This is a genomic window from Aquabacterium sp. (genome assembly GCF_049274795.1).
Taxonomy (GTDB): domain Bacteria; phylum Pseudomonadota; class Gammaproteobacteria; order Burkholderiales; family Burkholderiaceae_C; genus Aquabacterium.
In genome coordinates, this window is sequence record NZ_JBASTH010000109.1 from 1 (window position 1) to 22184 (window position 22184).

Consider the following 22184-nt stretch of genomic DNA (forward strand, 5'->3'; position numbering starts at 1 on the left):
GCCCCGCACCGCGGGGGGCGTGACGGCGCGCATCGCGCGGAGCACGGCATCGGCCAGGGGTTGCGGCAGGGGCGGCTGGAAATCCAGCCAGGCGTTCGAGCGCAGCCCCGGGCGGATCGCGATCACCAGGAAGCCGCTGGTGGGCGGGCCGGCCTCGGCCTGGCGCGTCACTTCGGCCGCCTGGGCGGTGGCCTTGTCGATGTAGGTGGCCAGGCCCTGCACATTGGGCACGCGCGGCGCCAGCACGGATTCGGGTTGCAGCAGGATGATGTCGGAGTGCTGCATGGCGTCGGCCTGGGCCGAGGTGGCGGTGATCACCATGAGCCAGGCCAGCCCGGCAGGGCGAAGCAGGCGCTGGGCGATGTGCTGAAGAAGGCGCTGGAGGCGGCGGCGCATGGGCGGTCTCCTGTCGAGATGGCCGCACCGGGGGCCGTTTCTCGTGACAACGTGGAAGAGAGCCTAGATACAGCCTGGCTCGGCTTGTCGCTGAATGCGGGGTTGGCTGCTGTCCACGGCAGTGTGCAGTTCAATCACAGCAACGCATGGCATTCATTGCGCGTGTGACGATGCCACGCCTGGCGCAGGCCCGCAACGCCGGAAACGCGGGGGTTGTCAGGACGTGGGCGGTGTGTCGGGCGGGGCGCTTTCGTCGCACTTCTTGCAGGCCAGGAGGCGGCCCAGCGTGGCCTGCCGGCCTTCCAGCGTGGCGGTCCAGGGGCGGTTGATCCAGGGCGGATCGTGGCGCACGTGCTGATGGTGGCCGCAGGCCAGTCGGGCCACCCAGTGGCCTTCCTCGTCGAGGTGGAAACTGGTGATCGGCTGATCCACGGCGCGGGCGCGGTATCAGGCCGCCTTGGGGGCTTTAGGGTAGAGCACCATCTGCGTACAGCGGAACAGGGCCATGGTCTTGCCCGTGTCTCGGTGGGTGACGGTGGCGTCCCACACCTGGGTGTTGCGGCCCAGGTGCACGGCCTTGGCCACGCACTCCACCACGCCTTCGCGGGCCGTGCCCAGGTGGTTGGATTTGAGCTCGATGGTGGTGAAGCCGTTGGCGCCCTCGGGCAGGTTGCTCACGCAGCCATAGCCCGAGCAGGTGTCGGCCAGGGTGACGACGCTGCCGGCGTGCAGGAAGCCGTTGGGCGCCATGAGGTGCGGCGCCACGGTCAGTTCGGCGCGCACTTCGCCTTCGGCCACATGGGTGACGACGATGCCGAGGTGGCCGGGCAGGCTGTTGATGCCGCGTTGGTTGAGTTGGTCAGGGGTGATCATGGCGACGATTCTGAGGCCAGGGGCGCGCTCGGGTTGAGTCCGGCACGTCGCCCGCGGCACGCAGCGCCTCACGGTCCAGGATCTCGATGCGGCCGTAGCGCCGGGCCACGATGCCCTGGGCTTCCAGGTGGCGTAGCACCTCGTTGACGGTCTGGCGGCTCAGGGCCAGCATGGCGCCCAGTTGCTCCTGGTTCACGGCCAGGGCGCTGCGTGCGCCTTGCTCCGTCAGCATGCCGTGGCCCAGGCTCATTTCCCACAGGCGACGGGCCATGCGCTGCGGCGCGGGCAGCAGGGTCAGTTCCTCCAGGCCGGAAAGCACGGCGCGCATCTTCTCCACGGCCAGTGCGCCCAGGTGGTGCCAGTCGCCGGGGTGGGCGGCTAACTGGTCCTGCAGGGCATGCAGGGGCACGTGCAGCACGGTGGTGGGCGCACGGGTGTCGGCATCGTGGGTGCGCGGGCCGGCATCGAACAGGGCGATTTCGCCGAACCACAGGGGCGGCTCGATCATGCTGAGCACGGCCTCCTTGCCGTCGGCGCTGATCCCGCCGATGCGCACGGCGCCGTCCACCACGGCGTACAGGCCGTCGTTGGGATCGCCCCGGCTGAACAGCCGGTGGCCCGCTGGCAGCAGGCGCACGGCGGCCTGGGCCATCAGGCGCTGGCGGACATCACCGGGCAATCCGGCGAACCAGCGGCCCTGGGACAGCAGGGGCAGGAAATCTTCGGGGGCGGGCAGTGTCTTCAAGGGGCGGAGGCCAAGGGGCGGGGACGACAGCGGGGGCTGGCCGGCAATATGCCTCATGCGGGGCGGCGCGGGCATGGGGCGATGCCCAGCCCGTGAACGTAGCCTATCCGACAGACAAAAAACGCAGACGGGTGCATTATTCGAGCAAAGAACCAGCCGAGAGAGACAGCCATGAAAACCCTCGTCGAACAGCTCACCAACTACGCGGCCTACCACCGCGACCGCCGCAACATCGCCACGCACTTCATCGGCATCCCCATGATCGTGCTGGCCATTGGCTGCCTCACGGCGCGCCCGTCGATCAACGTGGCCGGCGTGCCGCTGTCGCTCTCCTTGCTGCTGGTGCTGGGCACGTCCATCTACTACCTGCTGCTGGATCTGCGCTTCGGCGCGGTGATGACGGCGCTGCTGGCGGCCACCTGGTGGTTCAGCATCGGCGTGGCGGCGCAGCCCACCAGCGTGTGGCTGAGCACGGGCGTGGGCCTGTTCGTCATCGGCTGGATCTTCCAGTTCGTGGGCCACTACTACGAAGGCCGCAAGCCGGCTTTTGTCGATGACTTGGTGGGCCTGTTCATCGGCCCGCTGTTCGTGGTGGCCGAGGTGGCCTTCGCGATGGGCCTGCGCCCCGAGGTGCTGCGCGCCATCGAAGCCAAGGTGGGGCCGACACATCTGCGCCAGGTCGGGCTCGATTCGATCAAGCACTGATAGAGGCCTTGGGCCTTGTCATCCACCAGCGCCGTGAGGGCGCTGGTGCGGCGATGTCAGGATCGCCAGCAAGGGGCCTTCACAGGCCCCTTTTTCATGCGGCCAGCCAGCGCTCGGCCAGCTTCACCCACAGCGTGGCGCCCACCGGGATCAGCCGGTCGTTGAAGTCGTAGCTGGGGTTGTGCAGCATGCAGGGGCCCAGGCCGTGGCCGCCTTCGCGGTGCGAGCCGTCGCCATTGCCGATCACGAAGTAGGCGCCGGGCTTTTTCTCCAGGAAGAAGCTAAAATCCTCGGCGCCCATGGTGGGCTCGAACTCCAGCACATTGACCTCGCCGACCACCTCGCGCATCACGGTGCGTGCGAATTCGGTCTCGTCGGCGTGGTTGACGGTGGGCGGGTAGTTGCGGTGGAACTCCAGCTCCGCCGTGCAGCCGAAGCCGGCCGGCACGTGCGCGCAGATCTCGCGCATGCGCTGCTCGATCAGGTCCAGCGCCTCGGTGGTGAAGGTGCGCACCGTGCCTTGCATGGTGACGCGGTCGGGCACCACGTTGGTGGCCACGCCGGCTTCGATCATGGTCACCGAGATCACGCCGGTCTCGATGGGGCGCAGGCTGCGCGTCAGGATGGTCTGGAAGGCCTGCACCAACTGGCAGGCCACGGGCATCGGGTCCAGGCCAAGATGGGGCATGGCGGCGTGGCAGCCCTTGCCGATGACGGTGACGCGGAACTCGTTGCTCGATGCGAAGCAGGGCCCGGCGTTGATCGCGAACTGGCCGGCCTTCATGTTGGGCCAGTTGTGCATGCCGAAGATCGCGTCCATCGGGAAGCGCTGGAACAGGCCGTCCTTCATCATCTCGCGGGCACCGCCGCCGCCTTCTTCGGCGGGCTGGAACACCAGGTACACCGTGCCGGCGAAATCGTTGTGCGCGGCCAAGTGTTGGGCCGCGGCCAGCAGCATGGCCACGTGGCCGTCATGGCCGCAGGCATGCATGCGGCCGGGGTGGCGGCTGGCGTGGGCGAAGGTGTTCTGCTCGGTGACGGGCAGGGCGTCCATGTCCGCCCGCAGGCCGATGGCCTTGCTGCCGGGGCGCTTGCCCTTGATCACACCGACCAGGCCGGTCTTGCCCAGGCCGCGGTGCACCTCGATGCCCCAGTCGGCCAGTTGGCGGGCGATCAGGTCGCTGGTGCGCGCCTCCTCGAAGCAGAGTTCAGGGTGCGCATGGATGTCGCGGCGCAGCGCCTGGATGCCAGGGGCCTGGTCCAGCAGCGCGGGCAGGACCGTCGATGGCAGGTCGGTGGTGTCGGAGGACATGGCTCAACCGTCATGGAAGGTGGTGCGGAAGGGCCATCTTACCCGGCTGGCTCGCTGATGCTCGGCGGCGGCCAGGCACCCCTTGAACGAGTGGGGCGCAGGCGTGCTGCGGTGCAGCAAGGTGGTCTGGTCCTTGCAGTCTGGTGCGGCTGTGTCCAGATTTGTCAGCCCTTGCGCAGGACCGGTGCATGATTTCTTCGCGTAGTTCGGAAGTTCCCCGCTCTTTGTCATCCCTGTTGTCGATCCTGCTGGTGATGTCGCTGGCGCCGGGCCTGGCCCAGGCATCCGAGGCCGCCACGCCGGAACTCACGCTCCAGTCGCTCAAGGCCGCCACCGACATAGTGTGGGTGGTGGCGGCCGGGGCGCTGGTGTTCTTCATGCAGGCGGGTTTCGCCTTCCAGGAGTCGGGCATGGCCCGCGCCAAGAACACCGTCAACGTCATCATGAAGAACTACTGCGACATGTGCTTTGGCGCGATCGCGTATTGGCTGGCGGGCTACGGGTTGATGTTCGGCCTGAACCAGACGGGCTGGCTGGGCACCACGGGCTTCGCGCTGCACCGTGTCGGAGAGGCGGAGTACGGCGCGTTGTTCTTCCAGACCATGTTCGCGGCCGTGTCGGCCACCATCGTGAGCGGCGCCATTGCCGAGCGCACGCGTTTTTCGGCCTACATCGTCGGCTCGATGGTGATCACGGGGGTGATCTACCCGATCTACGGCAGTTGGGCCTGGGGTTCCGCGCACGGTGGCGAGGGTTGGCTCAAGCAGATGGGCTTCATCGACTTTGCGGGCTCGAGCGTGGTGCATGCGGTGGGCGGCTGGGCGGCATTGGCGGCCCTGCTGGCGGTCGGGCCGCGCACCGGGCGCTTCGGCCCGGACGGGCAACCCCGCCAGATCCTGGAGCACAACCTGCCGCTGGTGTCGCTGGGGGCTTTCATCCTGTGGATCGGCTGGTTCGGTTTCAATGCCGGCAGCCACCGTGGGCATCGGCAAGATTGCGCTGAACACCCATATGGGCGGCGCGGCCGGTGCCGTGGGCGCCATTGCCATGCTGGCCGTGCTGCGTCAGAAGGTGCTGCTGACCACCACGTCAATGGCTCCATCGCGGGTTTGGTGGGCGTGACATCGGGCTGCCACGTGATGGAGCCGGCCTTCGCGCTCATTGCTGGTGCGGTGGCCAGGGCGTTGGGCGTGGTGGCGGCGTCGGTGCTGGAGGCGTTCCGGGTCGACGATGTGGTGGGCGCCATGTCCGTGCACGTGGTGGGCGGCGTGTGGGGCACCATGGCCGCGGGCCTGTTCAATGCCAATGACATGTTCAATCCGGCGCAGGTCGGGGTGCAGGCGCTGGGGTGCCTGGCGGCCTTCGTCTGAGCCTTTGGCGCGTCGGTGCTGATGTACTGGCTGATCGGCAAGGTGGTGCCGTTGCGGGTCTCCACGCTGGCCGAGCAGCGCGGGCTGGATTTCACCGAGCACTGCGAGCTGGGCTACCCCGAGTTCCAGCAGGACGTGGTCCACCAGGGCAAACAGCATGGTTGAGCCCGCCGCATCCACCGTTCCAGTCCTTAGGGATCGCCCGCATGGCTGGCGCTGATGTGGGCGCTGCAGCCCTACTTGGATGCCGACAGGGCCCGTGAGGCGGCCGCGCTGTGGCAGCCGCCTGATACCTCCGGCCCGGCTTCGGCCATGGTGGGGCTGAGCCGCTACTGCCGGCTGGTGGGGCAGCGCTTTCTGGAGATGGTGGAGCAGGCCGTGGCCAGTGAAGCCCCGATGTCCTACAGCCCGCAGCGCTGGCGGCACACCTTGATCAAGCAGGCCGGGCGACTGCCCGAGCCGGTGCTGTGCCTGGCCACGGACTGGCTCTGGGGGCGCGTGCCCGCTTTGGCGGGGGAGTGGCGCGCCGTTGGCACGGGAACCCGGCTGGTCAACGCGGCCTATGTGGCGCTGGCCGAATGGGTGGGGCCCGTCAAGGCCGATGCCTGCTTCACGCGCATCGTGCGGGAGTTCGAATCCAGCGGGGATGCGCATCTGAAGCCGGTGCGTCGCTACCTGTGAGTGGGTTTGGTTGGGCGGCGTCGCCAATGGCTCCCTCGCATGACGGCCCAGCGGCTTGCAGCCTTATATAGTGTCGCCCTCGACCCGCAACCACCCCATGATCCGTGCAGGATCGGCGAGAACACGACATGAGCGACATCCACTACGAACGTGCCCACAATCTGGGCCTTGACCGTGCCCGCGAACTGGCCCGCGAATGGCTGGACGACGCTGCCCGCAAGCTGGGCCTGAGCTGCCAGACGCAGGCCGGCGAGACGCAGGACACCATCACTTTCGAGCGCACCGGGGTGAAGGGCACGATGCTGGTGTCGGGCACCGAGTTCACGCTGGACATCAAGCTGGGCATGATGATGGCGGCGTTCAAGCCCATCGTCGAGGCCGAGGTGTCGCGCAATCTGGAGCGCATCATTGAAAAAGCCTCAGGGGGCTCGTCGGCCGCCTGAGGCTTTGGGGTCGACCTGGCGGTCGCGCGGCCTGATCAGGCCTTGAGCGATTGGATCAGGTCGATGTAGGCCTGCTGGGCCTGCTCTTGGGACTTGCCTTTGTGCGCAGCCCAGGCGTCGTACTTGGCGCGGCCCACGAAGTCCATCATGCCGGGACGATCGCCCTGCACGTCGCCCACGCTGCCTTGCTTGAACAGCGAGTAGATCTGCAGCAGGGTGTTGTTGTCGGGCTTGGCGGGCAGCAGCTTGGAATCGGCCAGGGCCTGGTCGAAGCGGGCTTTGAGGTCGGACATCGTTGTCTCCTAACGGCGTGTTGGTGTTCTGGAAAGAAGCCCGGATCTTAGCCGGCCCGAGGGGCCAGCCACCATGGGTCCATCCCGAAGGCATCCCCCGGTCCGAGGTGGGTGTCCATCAGCGTGCGGTCGGGGCCTGACAGGGCGGGCCGCAGCAGGCCCAGGGCGCGGCCCAGTGCCACGTCCACTGCGTGCGGGCCGGATTGGCGCAGGTGTTCGCGCGGGTCCAGTGCGCCATCCAGGCCGGTGCTGCCGGTCAGGGCGGCCAGCATGTGGCCCACCCAGATGGCAAATGTGGCGTCATCGGGCGTGGGCGCTTGCCAGGGCAGGGGGCGCAATGCCTGCGTCAGGGCCTGTGCCTGGCGGCGCAGCAGGGGTGGCAGCCCTTCTTCCAGCACGCGGTGGCGCGAGACCAGGTCGCTCAGATCCCGGAACAGGAAGCGGTAGGTCCAGGCCACGTGTGCGATCGCCTCGGCCAGGTGGATCAGGTCGGTCAGCGGCTCTGAGGTCTTGCCTCGCCACCAGGGCGGTGCAGTGGCCTCGGCATCGGCTTCTGCAGGGATGTCGGCCGTGATGGGCAGGGGCACGGCCAGCGCCTGGTCCAGCGCGCCCTGGTACCGCACGAACAGCCCGGCCACCAGCGCATCCCGGGTGGCGTGGTGGTAGAACAGATTGCCCGGGCTGATGCCAAGCTCGCCACACAGCTGGCTGGTGGACACATTGGGCTCGCCGAAACGGTTGAACATCGCCAGGGTCACGTCCAGGATGCGTTCGGCGGTACGACGGGGTCTTTTGGCTGTCATGAAGGCGGTGTGACCGGTGACTTCATACAATTGTCGCCTCCCATGAGCGCCATCACCTTTCAAAACGTCACGAAAACATTCGATGCCGGCGGTCGCACCGTGCATGCCCTCAAGGGCGTGAGCTTCGACATCCCGCAGGGCGAATTCTTCGGACTGCTCGGCCCCAACGGCGCGGGCAAGACCACCCTCATCAGCATCCTGGCGGGCCTGTCGCGCGCCAGCGGCGGCCAGGCCCTGGTGCACGGCCACGACGTGCGCCGCGACTACCAGGCTGCCCGCCGAGCCCTGGGCGTGGTGCCGCAGGAGCTGGTGTTCGATCCCTTCTTCTCGGTGCGCGAGACCCTGCGCATCCAGAGCGGCTACTTCGGCGTGCGCCGCAACGATGACTGGATCGACGAGCTGCTGGACAACCTGGGCCTGCTCGACAAGGCCGAGGCCAACATGCGGCAACTGTCGGGCGGCATGAAGCGCCGCGTGCTGGTGGCCCAGGCCCTGGTGCACAAGCCCCCCGTGATCGTGCTGGATGAGCCGACCGCCGGCGTGGATGTGGAACTGCGCCAGACCCTGTGGCATTTCATCGCCCGGCTGAACCGCGAAGGCCACACCGTGCTGCTGACCACCCACTACCTGGAAGAGGCCGAGGCCCTGTGCCACCGCATCGGCATGCTCAAGCAGGGCGAGCTGGTGGCGCTGGAGCGCACTTCCACCCTGCTGGCCGGCACCGCCCACACCATGCTGCGCTTCAAGACGGACGACACCCTGCCGGCCGACCTGGCCGCCCGCGCCCGCATCACCGGCCGCGTGGTGCAACTGGCCGCGCACGACGCCACCGAGGTCGAGCAGGTGCTGACCACCTTGCGCCAGGCCCAGTGCCGTGTGGAGGACCTGGAGATCGGCCGTGCTGATCTGGAGGATGTCTTCCTGGCCATCATGCAGGGGCAGGGCGCCACACCGGCCCATGCCGCGGCGGCCACGACGGAGGTGTCCGCATGAACTGGTCCGACAGCCTGACCGGCGCAGCCCCCCTGTTCCGCAAGGAAGTGCTGCGCTTCTGGAAGGTGGGCTTCCAGACCGTGGCCGCCCCCGTGCTCACGGCCGTGCTCTACCTGCTGATCTTCGGCCATGTGCTGGAGGACCACGTGCAGGTGTTCAAGGGCGTGGGTTACACCAGCTTCCTGATCCCGGGCCTGGTGATGATGAGCCTGCTTCAGAACGCCTTCGCCAACAGTTCCTCATCCCTCATCCAGAGCAAGATCACCGGCAACCTGGTGTTCGTGCTGCTGACACCGCTGTCGCACCGCGCCTGGTTCCTGGCCTATGTGGGCGCCTCTCTGGTGCGTGGGCTGGCCGTGGGGGCGGGTGTCTTTGCCGTGACCGCCTGGTTCGCGCCGCCGGGCCTGGCCCAGCCCTGGTGGGCCCTGATCTTCGCGGTGCTGGGCGGTGCCTTGCTGGGCGCCCTGGGCCTGATCGCCGGCCTGTGGGCCGAGAAGTTCGATCAGATGGCGCTGTTCCAGAACTTCATCATCGTGCCCATGACCTTCCTGTCGGGCGTGTTCTATTCGGTGCACTCGCTGCCGTCCTTCTGGCAGGGGCTGTCGCACCTGAACCCCTTCTTCTATCTGATCGATGGGTTCCGGCGCGGCTTCTTCGGTGCCAGCGACGTCAGCCCCTGGCTCAGCCTGGGCGTGGTGGGCAGTGCCACGGTGATCGTCTCGGCCATTGCGCTCCAATTGCTCAAGACCGGGTACAAAATCCGGCATTGAACGCGCCAGGCGTTCACTTGTTTCCTATATTCCATATCACGAGATTTCCCCCATGGCCGATCCCACCGCCGCCGAGGTCCAGCAGTTCATCGAAGCCGGCCTGCCTTGCTCCCACCTGCACGTCGAGGGCGACGGCCGCCATTTCTTCGCGACCATCGTCTCGGTCGAGTTCGATGGCAAGACCCGCATCGCGCGCCACCAGCGCGTCTACCAGGCCCTGGGCGATAGAATGCGCGAGCAGATCCACGCCCTGTCGATGAAGACCCTGACCCCGACCGAATGGGCCGCCCAGGGCAGCGCCGCGTCGTGATTTCTGCCTTACTTGCCGACCTTACAACCTGACAAAGGCTGATGGCGCGGGCCGCCCCGATGTGGTGGCCTCGCGCCCTTTGTGTTTCCCCATGGACAAACTCCTGATCCGCGGCGGCCGCCGCCTGCAAGGCGAAGTGACCATCTCCGGCGCCAAGAACGCCGCGCTGCCCGACCTGTGCGCCGCGCTGCTGAGCGCCGAACCCGTCACGCTGGCCAACGTGCCCCAGTTGCAGGACGTGAACACCACGCTCAAGCTGCTGGCCAACATGGGCGTGGTGGCCGAGCGCCATGGCAGCGATGCCGATCTGGTCACGCTGGACGCCGGCCAGGTCAACAACCCCGAGGCGCCCTACGAGCTGGTCAAGACCATGCGCGCCTCGATCTTGGTGCTGGGCCCGCTGCTGGCCCGCTTCGGCCGCGCACGCGTGTCGCTGCCCGGCGGCTGCGCCATCGGTTCGCGCCCGGTTGACCAGCACATCAAGGGCCTGCAGGCCATGGGCGCGCAGATCGCGGTGGAGCACGGCTACATCGAGGCGCGCACCCCTGTGGGCGCCGACGGCCAGCCCACGCGCCTGAAGGGCGCCCGCATCACGACCGACATGGTCACCGTGACGGGCACCGAGAACTTCCTGATGGCCGCAGCATTGGCCGAGGGCGAAACCATCCTCGAAAACGCCGCGCAAGAGCCTGAAATCTCCGACCTGGCCGAGCTGCTGATCGCCATGGGCGCCAAGATCGAAGGCCACGGCACGCACCGCATCCGCATCCAGGGCGTGGACAAGCTGCATGGCCTCACGCCCGCCAAGGCCCACCAGATCATCCCCGACCGCATCGAGACCGGCACCTTCCTGTGTGCCGTGGGCGCCGCCGGTGGCGATGTCACCCTGCGCCGCGCCGACGCCAGCCACCTCGAATCCGTGATTGAGAAGCTGCGCGAAGCCGGCCTGCAGATCACCGTGGGCGAGGGCACGATCCGCGTCCAGGCCGATGCGCGCCCGCGCTCGGTGGGTTTCCGCACGCGTGAATACCCCGCCTTCCCGACCGACATGCAGGCCCAGTTCATGACGCTGGACTGCGTGGCCGAAGGCACGGCCGTGATCCACGAGACCATCTTCGAGAACCGCTTCATGCACGTCAATGAGCTGGTGCGCCTGGGCGCCCGCATCGAGGTCGATGGCCACAGCGCCGTCGTCACGGGCGTTGCCAAGCTGTCGGGCGCCACCGTGATGGCCACCGACCTGCGCGCCTCGGCCAGCCTGGTCATCGCCGGCCTCGTGGCCGAAGGCGAGACCCTGGTCGACCGCATCTACCACCTCGACCGTGGCTATGACCGCATGGAAGCCAAGCTGCGCGCCATCGGTGCAGATATTGAGAGAGTGAAAGCATGATCACCCTGGCCCTGTCCAAAGGCCGCATCTTCGAAGAGACGCTGCCCCTGCTGGCCGCCGCCGGCATCCAGGTCACCGAAGACCCTGAAAAATCCCGCAAGCTGATCCTGCCCACCACCCGCGACGACGTGCGCGTGGTGCTGGTGCGCGCCACCGACGTGCCCACCTACGTGGAATACGGCGGTGCCGACATCGGCGTGGCCGGCAAGGACGTGCTGATCGAGCACGGCGGCGACAACCTCTACCAGCCGCTGGACCTGAACATCGCCAAGTGCCGCATGAGCGTGGCCGTGCCAGCCGATTTCGACTACGCCGCCGCCGTCAAGCAGGGCTCGCGCATCCGCGTGGCCACCAAGTACACCAGCATCGCCAGCCGGCACTTTGCCGACAAGGGCGTGCACGTGGACCTGATCAAGCTTTACGGCTCGATGGAACTGGCCCCGCTGATCGGCGTGGCCGACGCCATCGTCGACCTGGTCTCCACCGGCAGCACGCTCAAGGCCAACAAGCTGGTCGAGGTCGAGCACATCATGCCGATCAGCTCGCGCCTGGTGGTCAACCAGGCCGCGCTCAAGCTCAAGCGCGAGCCGATCCGCCAACTGATCGAAGCCTTCCAGTCCGCGATTCCTGCCTGATAGCCGCCTGACCACACCCAGAGCCGCGCGCCGATGCCTATGGCGCCCATCGCCAGATCCCATCGCCGCGCCGCTCCTTGAACCCGCAAATCTGAGATCCTTGGCTCCATGACTGTCCAGATCCGCCACCTCTCCACCGCCCAGCCTGACTTCGACGCCGCCTTCGCGCGCGTGCTGCATTGGTCGGCCGAGACGGACGTGGCCATCGAGGAGCGCGTCGGCGCCATCCTGGCCGACGTGCGCCTGCGCGGCGACGCCGCCGTGCTGGAGTACACCGCCCGCTTCGACCACCTCGAAGCTGCTTCGATGACAGCGCTGGAACTCACTGCCGCTGAGCTCAAGGCCGCCTTCGACAGCCTGCCGGTAGAACAGCGTGAAGCGCTCGAATCCGCCGCCCGCCGGGTCCGCGCATACCACGAGCGCCAGAAGGAAGCCTGCGGCCTGAGCTGGCAGTACCGCGACGAAGACGGCACCCTGCTGGGCCAGAAGGTCACCCCGCTGGACCGCGTCGGCATCTACGTGCCCGGCGGCAAGGCGGCGTACCCATCGTCCGTGCTGATGAACGCCATCCCCGCCCACGTGGCCGGCGTGGCTGAGATCATCATGGTCGTGCCCACCCCGCGCGGCGAGAAGAACCCGCTGGTGCTGGCCGCGGCCCACGTGGCCGGCGTCACGCGCGCCTTCACCGTGGGCGGTGCCCAGGCCGTGGCCGCGCTGGCCTACGGCACGGCCACCGTGCCCAAGGTCGACAAGATCACCGGCCCCGGCAACGCCTACGTGGCCAGCGCCAAGAAGCACGTGTTTGGCCAGGTCGGCATCGACATGATCGCCGGCCCCAGCGAGATCCTCGTGCTGGCCGACGGCTCCACGCCGCCCGACTGGGTGGCCATGGACCTGTTCAGCCAGGCCGAGCACGACGAGCTGGCCCAGAGCATCCTGCTGTGCCCCGACGCGGCCTACATCGCCAAGGTGCAGGCCGAGATCGACCGCCTGCTGCCCACCATGCCCCGCGCCGACATCATCCGCGCCTCGCTGGAAGGGCGCGGCGCGCTGATCCTCACGCAGAGCATGGAAGAGGCCTGCGCCATCAGCAACCGCATCGCGCCTGAGCACCTGGAGGTGTCCAGCAACGAGCCCCACAAGTGGGAACCGCTGCTCAAGCACGCCGGCGCCATCTTCCTGGGCGCCTACACCAGCGAATCGCTGGGCGACTACTGCGCTGGCCCCAACCACGTGCTGCCTACCTCGGGCACGGCGCGCTTCTCGTCGCCGCTGGGCGTGTATGACTTCCAGAAGCGCTCCAGCCTGATCGAGGTGAGCGAGGCCGGCGCCCAGGTGCTGGGCAAGACGGCCGCCGTGCTGGCCTACGGCGAAGGCCTGCAGGCCCACGCCCAGGCCGCCGAGTTCCGCCTCAAGAAGTAAGCCATGAGCCTGCTAGATACCTTCCGCCCCGACGTGCGGGCCCTGCACGCCTACCATGTGCAGGACGCTGCCGGCTTCATCAAGCTGGACGCGATGGAGAACCCTTTCGCCTTGCCGCCCGAGCTGCAAGACGAGTTGGGCCGCCGCCTGGGCGCCGTGGCGCTCAACCGCTACCCCGGCCCGCGCATCAACGATCTGCACGCCGCGCTGCGCCAGCACGCCCAGGTGCCCGAAGGCTACGGTCTGGTGCTGGGCAACGGCTCGGATGAACTGATCTCGCTGCTCTCGCAGGCTTGCGCCACGCCCGGCGCCACCGTGCTGGCCCCGCTGCCCGGCTTCGTGATGTACGAGATGTCGGCCACCTTGCAAGGCCTGCGCTTCGTCAGCGTGCCGCTCACGCCCGATTTCGAGCTGGACGTGTCCGCCATGTTGGCTGCCATCCGCGAGCATCGCCCGGCCATCACCTACATCGCCTACCCGAACAACCCCACAGCTAACCTGTGGGATGCCGCGGCCATCGAGCAGATCGTGCAGGCCGTGGCGGCCAATGGTCAGGGCCTGGTCGTGATCGACGAGGCCTACCAGCCCTTCGCCAGCCAGAGCTACCTGGACCGCCTGCAAAAGCACCCCCACGTGCTGCTGATGCGCACCCTGTCCAAGTTCGGCCTGGCCGGCATCCGCCTGGGCTACATGCTGGGCCGCGCCGACCTGATCGAGCAGGTCGACAAGGTGCGCCCGCCCTACAACATCAGCGTGCTCAACACCGAGGCCGCGCTGTTCGCGCTGGAGCACGAGGCCGAGTTCACCCGCCAGGCCGAGGTGATCAAGGCGGAGCGCGAGCGCCTGCAAGGCTTCCTGGCCACGCTGCCCGGCGTCAAGGCCTATCCCAGCCAGGCCAACATGATCCTGGTGCGCGTGAACGACGCCGCCAGCACCTTCGCCGCCCTCAAGCAACGGGGCATCCTGATCAAAAATGTGTCTGGATTACACCGTTTGCTGGCAAACTGCATCCGTCTGACCGTGGGCCTGCCCTCGGAGAACGACGCCCTGATGGCCGCGCTGGCCGATCTCCTGCGCGAGCCCCTGACGAACCACAACGCATGAACGCTCCCGAATTGACCGCCCCCGGCGCCACCGACCGCGTGGCCGAGGTCACCCGCAACACGGCCGAAACCCAGATCACCGTGCGCGTCAACCTGGACGGCGCCGGCACGGCCCGCCTGGCCACCGGCATCGGCTTCTTCGACCACATGCTCGACCAGATCGCCCGTCACGGGCTGATCGACCTGGACATCGACGCCAAGGGCGACCTGCACATCGACGGCCACCACACGGTGGAAGACGTGGGCATCACCCTGGGCCAGGCCGTGGCCAAGGCCGTGGGCGACAAGAAGGGCATCCGCCGCTATGGCCACGCCTATGTACCCCTTGATGAGGCCCTGTCGCGCGTGGTGATCGACTTCTCCGGCCGCCCTGGCCTGACCATGCACGTGCCTTTCACGGCTGGCAGCATCGGCGGTTTCGACACCCAGCTCACCTTCGAATTCTTCCAGGGCTTCGTGAACCACGCGGGTGTCACGCTGCACATCGACAATCTGCGCGGCGTCAACGCGCATCACCAGTGCGAGACCGTGTTCAAGGCCTTTGCCCGTGCGCTGCGCGGCGCCCTGGAGCGCGACCCCCGCATGGCCGGCGTGATCCCTTCGACCAAGGGCTCGCTGTGAGCCTGGTGCACCTGCATCGACACTTTCCTGATTCGCTTCGTTTCTCTCTGATCCCATGAATCCCGCTTCGACCGTGGCCGTCATCGATTACGGCATGGGCAACCTGCGTTCGGTGTCCCAGGCGGTGCAGCACGCCGCCCAGGGCCTGGAAGGCCTGAACGTGGTGGTCACCAACGACCCCGACGTGGTGCATGCCGCCGAGCGTGTCGTGCTACCGGGGCAGGGCGCGATGCGTGATTGCATGCGCGAGCTGCGCGAAGCCCATGGCGGCGGCCTGCTGGAAGCGGTGCTGAATGCCGCCGCCCGCAAGCCCTTGATGGGCGTGTGCGTGGGCATGCAGATGCTGCTGGACCACAGCGAAGAGCAGGACACTCCCGGCCTGGGCCTGATCCCCGGCCGCGTGATCCGCTTCCGCCTGGAAGGACGCACCCAGCCCGATGGCAGCCGCTACAAGGTGCCCCAGATGGGCTGGAACCGTGTCCACCAGCCCGCCAACCAGGGCGACCAACCCCACCCCGTGTGGGCCGGCATCCCTGAGGACAGCTACTTCTACTTCGTCCACAGTTACCATGCGGTTGTGGACAATCTCCAACACAGTGCCGGCGAGACCGACTATGGCACCCGCTTTACCTGCGCGGTGGCCCGGGATAATATTTTCGCGACACAGTTCCATCCGGAAAAGAGCGCGGCGCATGGTCTGGCCCTGTACCGCAACTTCCTGACATGGCAACCGTGAGCGCCGCCGTACGCGCCCACGGCTGATGTTTCACCCTTTCTTTCCATCCTCTGGCCCCAAGCCATGCTGCTGATCCCCGCGATTGACCTGAAAGACGGCAAATGCGTGCGCCTCAAACAAGGCGACATGAACGACTCCACCACCTTCGGCGAGGATCCGGCCGCGATGGCCAGGCGATGGCTGGACGCTGGCGCCCGGCGCTTGCACCTGGTGGACTTGAACGGGGCCTTCGCCGGCAAGCCGGTCAACGAGGCGGCGATCAAGGCCATCATCAAGGAAGTGGGCGACGAGATCCCCGTGCAACTGGGTGGCGGCATCCGTGACCTGGACACCATCGAGCGCTACCTCGACGACGGCCTGAGCTACGTCATCATCGGCACGGCCGCGGTCAAGAACCCCGGCTTCCTGAAGGACGCCTGCAGCGCCTTTGGCGGCCACATCCTGGTCGGCCTGGACGCCAAGGACGGCAAGGTGGCCACCGACGGCTGGAGCAAGCTCTCCGGCCACGAGGTGATCGACCTGGCCAAGAAGTTCGAGGACTACGGCGTCGAAGGCATCATCTACACCGACATCGGCCGCGACGGCATGCTCACCGGCATCAACATCGATGCCACCGTGAAGCTGGCCCAGGCCCTGGCCGTGCCGGTGATCGCCTCGGGTGGCTTGTCCAACATCCTGGACATCGAAAAGCTCTGCGCTGTGGAAGACGAAGGCGTCGAGGGCGTGATCTGCGGCCGCGCGATCTATAGCGGCGACTTGGATTTCGCTGCCGCGCAGACGCGCGCGGACGAGCTCAACGGGGCCTGAGACAAATAGGGCCTGCTGAGGCAATGTGATTGCTTGATTCAACGCTTGTTTCGGCGCACGAAGACCCGGCTTTGGCCGGGTTTTTTCTTGCCTCGCTCATGCGCTCTGCCTCGCAGGTCTCATGGGCCTTCGGGTCGGCGCCCAGTTCAAGCAGAAGTGCCGTCATGGTTTTGCTGTGATAGTCGCTGGCTTCAAGGTAGGCGGTCTTGCAACTTCTTGTGGTCAGGTTGACGTTGGCGCCTCCGGCCACCAAGTGGCGAGCAATCAACGACAGCCTGACTTCGGTCATCCCGATCTGCTGAAGCGCTTCGGCCTCTTGCGGCAGGCCACCCAGACGGCCGCTGTAGCTCATGAGGGTGATCAGAGGTGTGGTGCTGTGATCGCGGTCCATGCCATTAGGGTTGGCGCCATGCTCGAGAAGGAAGTCCACCATCCGGAGATTCTGCTCGGTCGCGGCTAGCGAAAGAAGGGGCTCATGATTGACATCCGCTCCCTTGTCGATCAGTTGCTCCGCCATCTCGATCTGGCCGGTTTGCACAGCCAGGCCCAAGGCGAGGTCGATGTCCGCCCCTCTGCTGATCAGGTACGTCGCCATGTCGAACTGGCCGGATCGCATGGCCAGGCCCAAGGGCCAATGATTCACGTACTGATAGGCATTGAGGTCGTCTTTTGGCGGGGTGGCCTTGGCGCCTCTGTCGAGGAGCAGCGTCACCATAGGCATGTCTTTGGCATGGACGGCGGCTTTCAAGGCCGCAGACTCCATCGCATTGATTTTGGCGCCCCGCTTCAACAGGAGTTTCACCATTGCTGCTTGCCCATGACCAGCGGCAACGGCCAGCAACGGCGGGGTTTCCCAGGCTGAGACACTGACAGGCTCGCCTTGATCGAGCAGCCGGGTCACGTCGTTCAGTTTGCCTTGGCGCACCGCCTCGGTGAGTCGGCTTCGCCGCATCCAGGCTTCGATCTCTGCCTGGCGTTTGTTGAATACCTTTTCATCCAGGACAAGCCGGTCGACAGCGCGATCCAGGCGTCCCGCCCGAGAATCGAGTGCGGGGGACGCGTCGGGGGCGGAGATGAACCGTTCCGCCATGGCAATGGGCCTTTGAAGCACGGTGCCGTGTTGGTAGATGCTCAGGAAGCCGACGTAGTTGAAGAAGAAGGGCGGCTGGTCACCATGAGATTTGCCAACGGCCGCTCTGCTCGGATCCTTGGGAGGCGGCAGTGCCACGAACCCTCGAAGTTCCCGGATGAATTGATCCATCTTCTTCGGATCCAGGGGGTCGCAGGGCTTGTTCATGAACTTGTGGTGAAAGGTACAAGCCACGGCACTGTTGCGTGTCCTGATGAACCAGGTCGCCATCGGAGAGCCAGCATGGCTGTCCGGTGTTTCGATGAGCACGGAGCTCTCGATGGTGTCGCCGACGTACTCTTGCATCTTGGTGTGGACAGGGCGCTTCGGGTGCTCACTGACCCAGTAAGGGAGGAATTCGCGCGCATCCATTGTCTGGATGGCGGCTTGATAGCTGAGGTCCCAGCCCAGATCCGCCCCGGCAAAGGCCAGGGTGCTTGGAAGCAGGCATGACACTGCGAACAGGCCAGAAAGGCCCCTGCTGCGTGCGAATCGCGGCATTGGTGTTTCCCCCCTCGGGAATAGTTTTTTGAGTGACGAGAGTATTCCACGGCGCCAGCACAGGCTTCATGGCCCGACGTACACCCGTTGTGGGGCTTGGAGGCTAGAGGATGCGCATGTAAAAGGGGCCAACGTGATCGATGGCTTTTTTGGCGCCACGCCGGCCAATCTCTACAATATTGACCTGACCAAATGGTTGCATCAGGTGCACCTCTTGGCGCCCAGAACCCCTTGCCCAACTGCTTCCCGCCTCCCATGCTCGCCAAAAGAATCATTCCCTGTCTCGACGTCACGGGCGGCCGCGTCGTCAAGGGCGTCAATTTCGTCGAGTTGCGTGACGCGGGTGATCCGGTCGAGATCGCCGCGCGCTACAACGAGCAGGGCGCCGACGAACTCACCTTCCTGGACATCACCGCCACCAGCGATGGCCGCGACCTGATCCTGCACATCATCGAGGCCGTGGCCTCGCAGGTGTTCATCCCCCTCACGGTAGGCGGCGGCGTGCGCGTCGTCGAGGATGTGCGCCGCCTGCTCAACGCAGGGGCCGACAAGGTCAGCTTCAATTCGGCGGCCGTGGCCAACCCGCAGGTGATCCGCGACGCGTCCGACAAGTACGGCTCGCAGTGCATCGTCGTGGCCATCGACGCCAAGCGTCGCCAGGGCGACGACCTCGCCGCGCGCGGCCCGGGCTGGGATGTCTACACTCACGGCGGCCGCAAGAACGTGGGCCTCGATGTCGTGGCCTGGGCCACGCAGATGGCCGAGCACGGTGCTGGCGAGATCCTGCTGACCAGCATGGACAAGGACGGCACCAAGTCGGGCTTCGATCTGGCGCTCACCCGTGCCGTGAGCGATGCGGTGGGCGTGCCCGTGATCGCCTCGGGCGGCGTGGGCAACCTCGACCACCTCGCCGATGGCGTGCAGCAGGGCGGGGCGGATGCGGTGCTGGCCGCCAGCATCTTCCACTACGGTGAGTACACCGTGGGCCAGGCCAAGGCCCTGATGGCTCAGCGTGGGATCCCGGTGCGGCTCTGAACTGCGCGCAGGCATCTGCCGATGCACAAAGACAAGGGCCGCATCACGCGGCCCTTTGCACTTCTTCACAGCGATGAGCGCATGGCCCGAGTTCTGCCACAGATCCGCTGCCTGAACAGGCGTGAATGGCATCACATCAGACGGGCTGTGGCCATGCAAACCTGTCAACCTGAACGCCCACTTCGGCGTAATGTAGAGGTGAGGTTTGGACAACATCCGCCGCGCCCAGCCACCCCGGATCATCGGGTCATGACGGGCCACCAGCGGACGCTCCATCCGATGCAAAGGAGTTCCTCATCATGTCTGCCGCACAACAACAAGCACCGCGTTTCCGCCCCGTGCCCCTGTCGTCGCTGACCCAGGCGCCCAGCCTGCCCCAGCTCAAGCGCACCGCGCGCCCCGACGACCGTGCCCTTCCGCTGCTCACCGATGTTCGCTTCAGCCCCCTGGTGGTCGCCAGCCACCGCGATGGGCTGGACCAGACCCTGCACGTGATGCTGCGGGCCGGTGTGCGCATGGCCTTCGTGTCGGGTACCCAGGGGGATCTGGTCGGCATGGTCACGGCCGACACCCTGATGGGCGAGCGCCCTTTGCTGCGCGCGCTGGCGCACAACGTTCATCGGCAGGAGCTGTCGCTGGCCGATGTGATGACGCCGCTGACGCACTGGGAAGTGGCCGACATGCAGGCCGTGCGCCACGCCCGCGTGGGCGACATCGTGGCCACGCTGCGCGAACATGGCCTGCGCTACCTGCTGGTCACCGAGCAAGTCGATGGCAAGACCTCGCTGCGCGGCTTGTTCTCGGCCAAGCGCCTGGAAGCTGCCATGGGCCAGCCCATCGACGCTGACCTGCACGCCCACAGCTTCGCCGAGCTGGAGGCCGCGCTGGTGCGCTGATCCCGTGCGCCAGCCCTGATGTCGACGGCCCCGTTGTTCAGGCGGGGTTGTCGATGTCGATGAAGGCGTGGGCCACGCCGAAACGCTCGTACACCGACTGGCCCAGCGCCTGCACGCCATAGCGCTCGCTGGCGTGGTGGCCGCAGGCCATGAAGGCCACGCCCATCTCGCGTGCGTAGTGGGCTTGCGGCTCCGAGATCTCGCCGGTCAGGTAGACATCGGCGCCGGCCGCGATGGCCTGCTCGAAGTAGCCCTGCGCACCGCCGCTGCACCAGGCGATGCGCTTGATGGCGCGGCCATCGCCGCGCACGAGCGTGGGTGTGCGGCCCATCACGTCGGCCACGCAGTCGGCCAGGCCGTCCAGGCTCAGATCGTCAGGCACCGCCCCCAGAAAGCCCAGGTCCTGCTCACCGAAGCGGCCATCGGCGCTCAACCCGAGGCGCTGGCCCCATTGCGCGTTGTTGCCCAGGCTGGCGTGCGCGTCCAGCGGCAGGTGATAGGCCAGCAGGTTGATGTCGTGGCGCAGCAGCGTGTTCAGCCGCTGGCGCATCCATCCGGTCACCCGGCCATCCTGGTCGCGCCAGAACAGGCCGTGGTGCACCAGAATGGCGTCCGCACCGGCGGCCACGGCCGCCTCGATCAGGGCCAGGCTGGCGGTCACGCCGGTCACGATCTTGCGAATCTGGGGTTTGCCCTCCACTTGCAGACCGTTCGGCCCATAATCGCGGAATCGCCCGCTATCGAGCAATTGGTCGAGGTGGGCGGTCAATAACTCGCGTTCGATCACGTCGGTGGTCATTCCGTTGTCCTTCAATGCGCAAACTCTGGCTTATTTTCTCGCAGGCGGTCACCGTCGCGGTGGCCGTTATTTTCGTGGTGTCCACGCTCAAGCCGCAGTGGATCCAGCAATTGCCCTGGCAGCAAGGCTCGCCCATCGTGTCGCTGCCGCTGGGCAGCCCACCGCCCAGCATCCCGGCCTCGGGCGTGAAGGGGGTGCCGGCGGCCGATGTGGGCTTCGCCGAGGCTGCCCAACGTGCTGCGCCCACGGTGGTCAGCGTGATCACCAGCAAGACAGCTTCGCGCAACCAGCGCCAGCGCGACCCCTGGTTCCGCTACTTCTTCGGTGAGCAAGGCGGCAATGGCCAGCCCCAGGCTGGCGTGGGCTCGGGCGTGATCGTCAGCCAGGATGGCTACGTGCTGACCAACAACCACGTGGTCGACCGCATGGACGACATCGAGGTCATGCTGACGGATGGGCGCAAGGCGCGCGCCAAGGTGATCGGCACGGATCCGGAATCCGACCTGGCCGTGCTCAAAATCGACCTGGAGAAGCTGCCGGCCATCGTGTTCGGTGATTCCGACACCTTGCAGGTGGGCGATGCGGTGTTGGCCATCGGTAACCCCTTCGGCGTGGGCCAGACGGTCACCTCGGGCATCGTGAGCGCGCTGGGGCGCAACCAGCTGGGCATCAACACGTTCGAGAACTTCATCCAGACGGATGCGGCGATCAACCCGGGCAACTCGGGTGGTGCGCTGGTCGATGCGCACGGCAACCTGATGGGCATCAACAGTGCCATCTATTCGCGCTCTGGCGGGAACATGGGCATCGGCTTCGCGATCCCTGTGTCCACGGCGCGCCTGGTGATGGAAAGCCTGATCCGCGACGGGCAGGTCACCCGTGGCTGGATCGGTGTGGAGCCGCGTGACCTGACGCCGGAGATCGCCGAAACCTTCAACCTGCCGATCAAGGAGGGCGTGCTGATCACCGGTGTGCTGCACAACGGGCCTGCAGCCAAGGGCGGTGTGCGCCCGGGCGATGTGGTGGTGCAGGTGGCCGAGGCCAAGGTGGGCAACACGACGCAGTTGCTCAACGCGGTGGCGAGCCTGAAGCCGGGTTCGGTGGCGCAGGTGCAGGTGCGCCGGGGTAATCAGACGCTGTCGATGAATGTGGCGGTGGCGCAGCGGCCCAGGGCGATCAACCGGCCGGCAGCGTCGGCGGCTGAACAGGATGACGACGAGGAGTAGGTTTTTGGCTTGCTCTCCTCGATAGAGGATTCATGGAACGCGCCTTGTCTAAGGCGCGTTTTTTTGTGCCTGTGTACTGGGGGGCTTGTTGGCACGCCTTGGTTGAGGCTCTTTGGCGGGGCAGCGCGGGGCGCGGGATGTGGGGGCAGCCGGCCGGGCTTCTTTGTTGTCGGTCCTGCCTCCGGCAGGA

The 22184-nt window shown here is 66.7% G+C and carries 27 protein-coding genes; 18 read left to right on the plus strand and 9 right to left on the minus strand.

Annotated elements, in window-relative coordinates; translation table 11 throughout:
* From WAQ08_RS18175 to WAQ08_RS18190, 4 genes are all read right to left on the minus strand, one after another.
* A partial coding sequence (locus tag WAQ08_RS18175) for a hypothetical protein (protein ID WP_422193555.1) occupies nt 1-396 on the minus strand: 396 nt, incomplete at its 3' end.
* A 216-nt stretch (nt 397-612) separates the two neighbouring features.
* Nucleotides 613-828, minus strand: coding sequence for a DUF3565 domain-containing protein (locus tag WAQ08_RS18180; protein ID WP_422193557.1), 216 nt, complete (start codon nt 826-828; stop codon nt 613-615).
* 15 nt (nt 829-843) lie between these two features.
* The gene (locus WAQ08_RS18185) at nt 844-1269 is read right to left on the minus strand and encodes a PaaI family thioesterase (RefSeq protein ID WP_422193559.1); all 426 of its coding nucleotides are present in this window, start codon (nt 1267-1269) and stop codon (nt 844-846) included.
* Nucleotides 1256-2014 carry a Crp/Fnr family transcriptional regulator gene (locus WAQ08_RS18190; protein ID WP_422193561.1) on the minus strand — a complete coding sequence of 253 codons (759 nt, stop codon included), beginning with the start codon at nt 2012-2014 and terminating at the stop codon, nt 1256-1258. Before WAQ08_RS18190 ends, WAQ08_RS18185 begins: the two co-directional genes overlap by 14 nt.
* A 171-nt stretch (nt 2015-2185) precedes the next feature.
* On the opposite strand from WAQ08_RS18190, the gene WAQ08_RS18195 reads away from it, so the two are divergent.
* A complete protein-coding gene (locus WAQ08_RS18195) occupies nt 2186-2719 on the plus strand; it encodes a DUF962 domain-containing protein (RefSeq protein WP_422193562.1) in 534 nt (177 codons plus the stop codon).
* Between the two features lie 94 nt (nt 2720-2813).
* On the opposite strand, the gene WAQ08_RS18200 is transcribed toward WAQ08_RS18195, so the two are convergent.
* A complete protein-coding gene (locus WAQ08_RS18200) occupies nt 2814-4031 on the minus strand; it encodes a M20 aminoacylase family protein (RefSeq protein ID WP_422193564.1) in 1218 nt (405 codons plus the stop codon).
* A gap of 188 nt (nt 4032-4219) precedes the next feature.
* Here WAQ08_RS18200 and WAQ08_RS18205 point away from each other — a divergent pair, with 188 nt between their 5' ends.
* The 4 genes from WAQ08_RS18205 (at nt 4220) to WAQ08_RS18220 (ending at nt 6525) form a co-directional block, all read left to right on the plus strand.
* Nucleotides 4220-5401 (plus strand): ammonium transporter, encoded by a 1182-nt coding sequence (locus WAQ08_RS18205; protein ID WP_422193566.1) that lies wholly within the window; start codon nt 4220-4222, stop codon nt 5399-5401.
* Nucleotides 5402-5416: 15 nt separating this feature from the next.
* Nucleotides 5417-5566, plus strand: coding sequence for a hypothetical protein (locus WAQ08_RS18210; protein ID WP_422193567.1), 150 nt, complete (start codon nt 5417-5419; stop codon nt 5564-5566).
* A 75-nt stretch (nt 5567-5641) separates the two neighbouring features.
* A complete protein-coding gene (locus WAQ08_RS18215) occupies nt 5642-6082 on the plus strand; it encodes a hypothetical protein (RefSeq protein WP_422193569.1) in 441 nt (146 codons plus the stop codon).
* 128 nt (nt 6083-6210) lie between these two features.
* Nucleotides 6211-6525, plus strand: a complete 315-nt coding sequence (locus tag WAQ08_RS18220; RefSeq protein ID WP_422193570.1) for a polyhydroxyalkanoic acid system family protein — start codon at nt 6211-6213, stop codon at nt 6523-6525.
* A gap of 35 nt (nt 6526-6560) precedes the next feature.
* On the opposite strand, the gene WAQ08_RS18225 is transcribed toward WAQ08_RS18220, so the two are convergent.
* Nucleotides 6561-6818: an acyl-CoA-binding protein gene (locus tag WAQ08_RS18225; RefSeq protein ID WP_422193571.1), complete on the minus strand. Its 258-nt coding sequence runs from the start codon at nt 6816-6818 to the stop codon at nt 6561-6563.
* 47 nt (nt 6819-6865) lie between these two features.
* Nucleotides 6866-7621 carry a TetR/AcrR family transcriptional regulator gene (locus WAQ08_RS18230; RefSeq protein ID WP_422193573.1) on the minus strand — a complete coding sequence of 252 codons (756 nt, stop codon included), beginning with the start codon at nt 7619-7621 and terminating at the stop codon, nt 6866-6868.
* A gap of 42 nt (nt 7622-7663) precedes the next feature.
* Between WAQ08_RS18230 and WAQ08_RS18235 the strand changes: the two genes are divergently transcribed.
* The 10 genes from WAQ08_RS18235 (at nt 7664) to hisA (ending at nt 16408) form a co-directional block, all read left to right on the plus strand.
* Nucleotides 7664-8614 (plus strand): ABC transporter ATP-binding protein, encoded by a 951-nt coding sequence (locus tag WAQ08_RS18235; protein ID WP_422193575.1) that lies wholly within the window; start codon nt 7664-7666, stop codon nt 8612-8614.
* Nucleotides 8611-9384: an ABC transporter permease gene (locus tag WAQ08_RS18240; protein WP_422193577.1), complete on the plus strand. Its 774-nt coding sequence runs from the start codon at nt 8611-8613 to the stop codon at nt 9382-9384. The genes WAQ08_RS18235 and WAQ08_RS18240 overlap by 4 nt, the downstream gene beginning before the upstream one ends.
* A gap of 52 nt (nt 9385-9436) precedes the next feature.
* Nucleotides 9437-9694, plus strand: a complete 258-nt coding sequence (locus tag WAQ08_RS18245) for a BolA family protein (protein WP_422193579.1) — start codon at nt 9437-9439, stop codon at nt 9692-9694.
* A gap of 91 nt (nt 9695-9785) precedes the next feature.
* Nucleotides 9786-11084, plus strand: a complete 1299-nt coding sequence (murA, locus tag WAQ08_RS18250; protein WP_422193581.1) for a UDP-N-acetylglucosamine 1-carboxyvinyltransferase — start codon at nt 9786-9788, stop codon at nt 11082-11084.
* On the plus strand, nt 11081-11719 hold the full coding sequence (gene hisG / locus WAQ08_RS18255) for an ATP phosphoribosyltransferase (protein WP_422193583.1): 639 nt from the start codon (nt 11081-11083) through the stop codon (nt 11717-11719). The genes murA and hisG overlap by 4 nt, the downstream gene beginning before the upstream one ends.
* Nucleotides 11720-11827: 108 nt before the next feature.
* Nucleotides 11828-13141 (plus strand): histidinol dehydrogenase, encoded by a 1314-nt coding sequence (gene hisD / locus WAQ08_RS18260; protein ID WP_422193586.1) that lies wholly within the window; start codon nt 11828-11830, stop codon nt 13139-13141.
* 3 nt (nt 13142-13144) lie between these two features.
* Nucleotides 13145-14245 carry a histidinol-phosphate transaminase gene (hisC, locus tag WAQ08_RS18265; RefSeq protein ID WP_422193587.1) on the plus strand — a complete coding sequence of 367 codons (1101 nt, stop codon included), beginning with the start codon at nt 13145-13147 and terminating at the stop codon, nt 14243-14245.
* The gene (gene hisB / locus WAQ08_RS18270) at nt 14242-14865 is read left to right on the plus strand and encodes an imidazoleglycerol-phosphate dehydratase HisB (protein WP_422193588.1); all 624 of its coding nucleotides are present in this window, start codon (nt 14242-14244) and stop codon (nt 14863-14865) included. Before hisC ends, hisB begins: the two co-directional genes overlap by 4 nt.
* A 55-nt stretch (nt 14866-14920) precedes the next feature.
* The gene (gene hisH, locus WAQ08_RS18275; RefSeq protein WP_422193589.1) at nt 14921-15601 is read left to right on the plus strand and encodes an imidazole glycerol phosphate synthase subunit HisH; all 681 of its coding nucleotides are present in this window, start codon (nt 14921-14923) and stop codon (nt 15599-15601) included.
* Between the two features lie 63 nt (nt 15602-15664).
* Complete coding sequence (gene hisA / locus WAQ08_RS18280) at nt 15665-16408, plus strand: 1-(5-phosphoribosyl)-5-[(5-phosphoribosylamino)methylideneamino]imidazole-4-carboxamide isomerase (protein WP_422193590.1); 744 nt, start codon at nt 15665-15667, stop codon at nt 16406-16408.
* On the opposite strand, the gene WAQ08_RS18285 is transcribed toward hisA, so the two are convergent.
* The gene (locus WAQ08_RS18285) at nt 16395-18038 is read right to left on the minus strand and encodes an ankyrin repeat domain-containing protein (RefSeq protein ID WP_422193591.1); all 1644 of its coding nucleotides are present in this window, start codon (nt 18036-18038) and stop codon (nt 16395-16397) included. The genes hisA and WAQ08_RS18285 overlap by 14 nt on opposite strands.
* 255 nt (nt 18039-18293) lie before the next feature.
* Here WAQ08_RS18285 and hisF point away from each other — a divergent pair, with 255 nt between their 5' ends.
* On the plus strand, nt 18294-19073 hold the full coding sequence (gene hisF, locus WAQ08_RS18290; protein WP_422193593.1) for an imidazole glycerol phosphate synthase subunit HisF: 780 nt from the start codon (nt 18294-18296) through the stop codon (nt 19071-19073).
* A gap of 299 nt (nt 19074-19372) precedes the next feature.
* Nucleotides 19373-19969, plus strand: a complete 597-nt coding sequence (locus WAQ08_RS18295; protein WP_422193594.1) for a hypothetical protein — start codon at nt 19373-19375, stop codon at nt 19967-19969.
* A 37-nt stretch (nt 19970-20006) separates the two neighbouring features.
* On the opposite strand, the gene WAQ08_RS18300 is transcribed toward WAQ08_RS18295, so the two are convergent.
* Nucleotides 20007-20768, minus strand: coding sequence for a Nif3-like dinuclear metal center hexameric protein (locus tag WAQ08_RS18300; RefSeq protein ID WP_422193595.1), 762 nt, complete (start codon nt 20766-20768; stop codon nt 20007-20009).
* 14 nt (nt 20769-20782) lie between these two features.
* Here WAQ08_RS18300 and WAQ08_RS18305 point away from each other — a divergent pair, with 14 nt between their 5' ends.
* Nucleotides 20783-21994, plus strand: a complete 1212-nt coding sequence (locus WAQ08_RS18305; protein ID WP_422193597.1) for a trypsin-like peptidase domain-containing protein — start codon at nt 20783-20785, stop codon at nt 21992-21994.
* Nucleotides 21995-22184 lie beyond the last annotated feature (190 nt).

Bases quoted from the DNA above. Each gene is read 5' to 3' on its own strand.
- hisH (WP_422193589.1), top strand. From the start codon at position 14,921: ATGAATCCCGCTTCGACCGTGGCCGTCATCGATTACGGCATGGGCAAC.
- hisG (WP_422193583.1), top strand. From the start codon at position 11,081: ATGATCACCCTGGCCCTGTCCAAAGGCCGCATCTTCGAAGAGACGCTG.
- WAQ08_RS18200 (WP_422193564.1), bottom strand. From the start codon at position 4,031: ATGTCCTCCGACACCACCGACCTGCCATCGACGGTCCTGCCCGCGCTG.
- murA (WP_422193581.1), top strand. From the start codon at position 9,786: ATGGACAAACTCCTGATCCGCGGCGGCCGCCGCCTGCAAGGCGAAGTG.
- WAQ08_RS18195 (WP_422193562.1), top strand. From the start codon at position 2,186: ATGAAAACCCTCGTCGAACAGCTCACCAACTACGCGGCCTACCACCGC.
- hisA (WP_422193590.1), top strand. From the start codon at position 15,665: ATGCTGCTGATCCCCGCGATTGACCTGAAAGACGGCAAATGCGTGCGC.
- WAQ08_RS18295 (WP_422193594.1), top strand. From the start codon at position 19,373: ATGTCTGCCGCACAACAACAAGCACCGCGTTTCCGCCCCGTGCCCCTG.
- WAQ08_RS18185 (WP_422193559.1), bottom strand. From the start codon at position 1,269: ATGATCACCCCTGACCAACTCAACCAACGCGGCATCAACAGCCTGCCC.
- hisD (WP_422193586.1), top strand. From the start codon at position 11,828: ATGACTGTCCAGATCCGCCACCTCTCCACCGCCCAGCCTGACTTCGAC.
- WAQ08_RS18225 (WP_422193571.1), bottom strand. From the start codon at position 6,818: ATGTCCGACCTCAAAGCCCGCTTCGACCAGGCCCTGGCCGATTCCAAG.
- hisB (WP_422193588.1), top strand. From the start codon at position 14,242: ATGAACGCTCCCGAATTGACCGCCCCCGGCGCCACCGACCGCGTGGCC.
- WAQ08_RS18245 (WP_422193579.1), top strand. From the start codon at position 9,437: ATGGCCGATCCCACCGCCGCCGAGGTCCAGCAGTTCATCGAAGCCGGC.
- WAQ08_RS18285 (WP_422193591.1), bottom strand. From the start codon at position 18,038: ATGCCGCGATTCGCACGCAGCAGGGGCCTTTCTGGCCTGTTCGCAGTG.
- WAQ08_RS18205 (WP_422193566.1), top strand. From the start codon at position 4,220: ATGATTTCTTCGCGTAGTTCGGAAGTTCCCCGCTCTTTGTCATCCCTG.
- WAQ08_RS18240 (WP_422193577.1), top strand. From the start codon at position 8,611: ATGAACTGGTCCGACAGCCTGACCGGCGCAGCCCCCCTGTTCCGCAAG.
- WAQ08_RS18220 (WP_422193570.1), top strand. From the start codon at position 6,211: ATGAGCGACATCCACTACGAACGTGCCCACAATCTGGGCCTTGACCGT.
- hisC (WP_422193587.1), top strand. From the start codon at position 13,145: ATGAGCCTGCTAGATACCTTCCGCCCCGACGTGCGGGCCCTGCACGCC.
- WAQ08_RS18300 (WP_422193595.1), bottom strand. From the start codon at position 20,768: ATGACCACCGACGTGATCGAACGCGAGTTATTGACCGCCCACCTCGAC.
- WAQ08_RS18230 (WP_422193573.1), bottom strand. From the start codon at position 7,621: ATGACAGCCAAAAGACCCCGTCGTACCGCCGAACGCATCCTGGACGTG.
- WAQ08_RS18305 (WP_422193597.1), top strand. From the start codon at position 20,783: ATGCGCAAACTCTGGCTTATTTTCTCGCAGGCGGTCACCGTCGCGGTG.
- WAQ08_RS18235 (WP_422193575.1), top strand. From the start codon at position 7,664: ATGAGCGCCATCACCTTTCAAAACGTCACGAAAACATTCGATGCCGGC.
- hisF (WP_422193593.1), top strand. From the start codon at position 18,294: ATGCTCGCCAAAAGAATCATTCCCTGTCTCGACGTCACGGGCGGCCGC.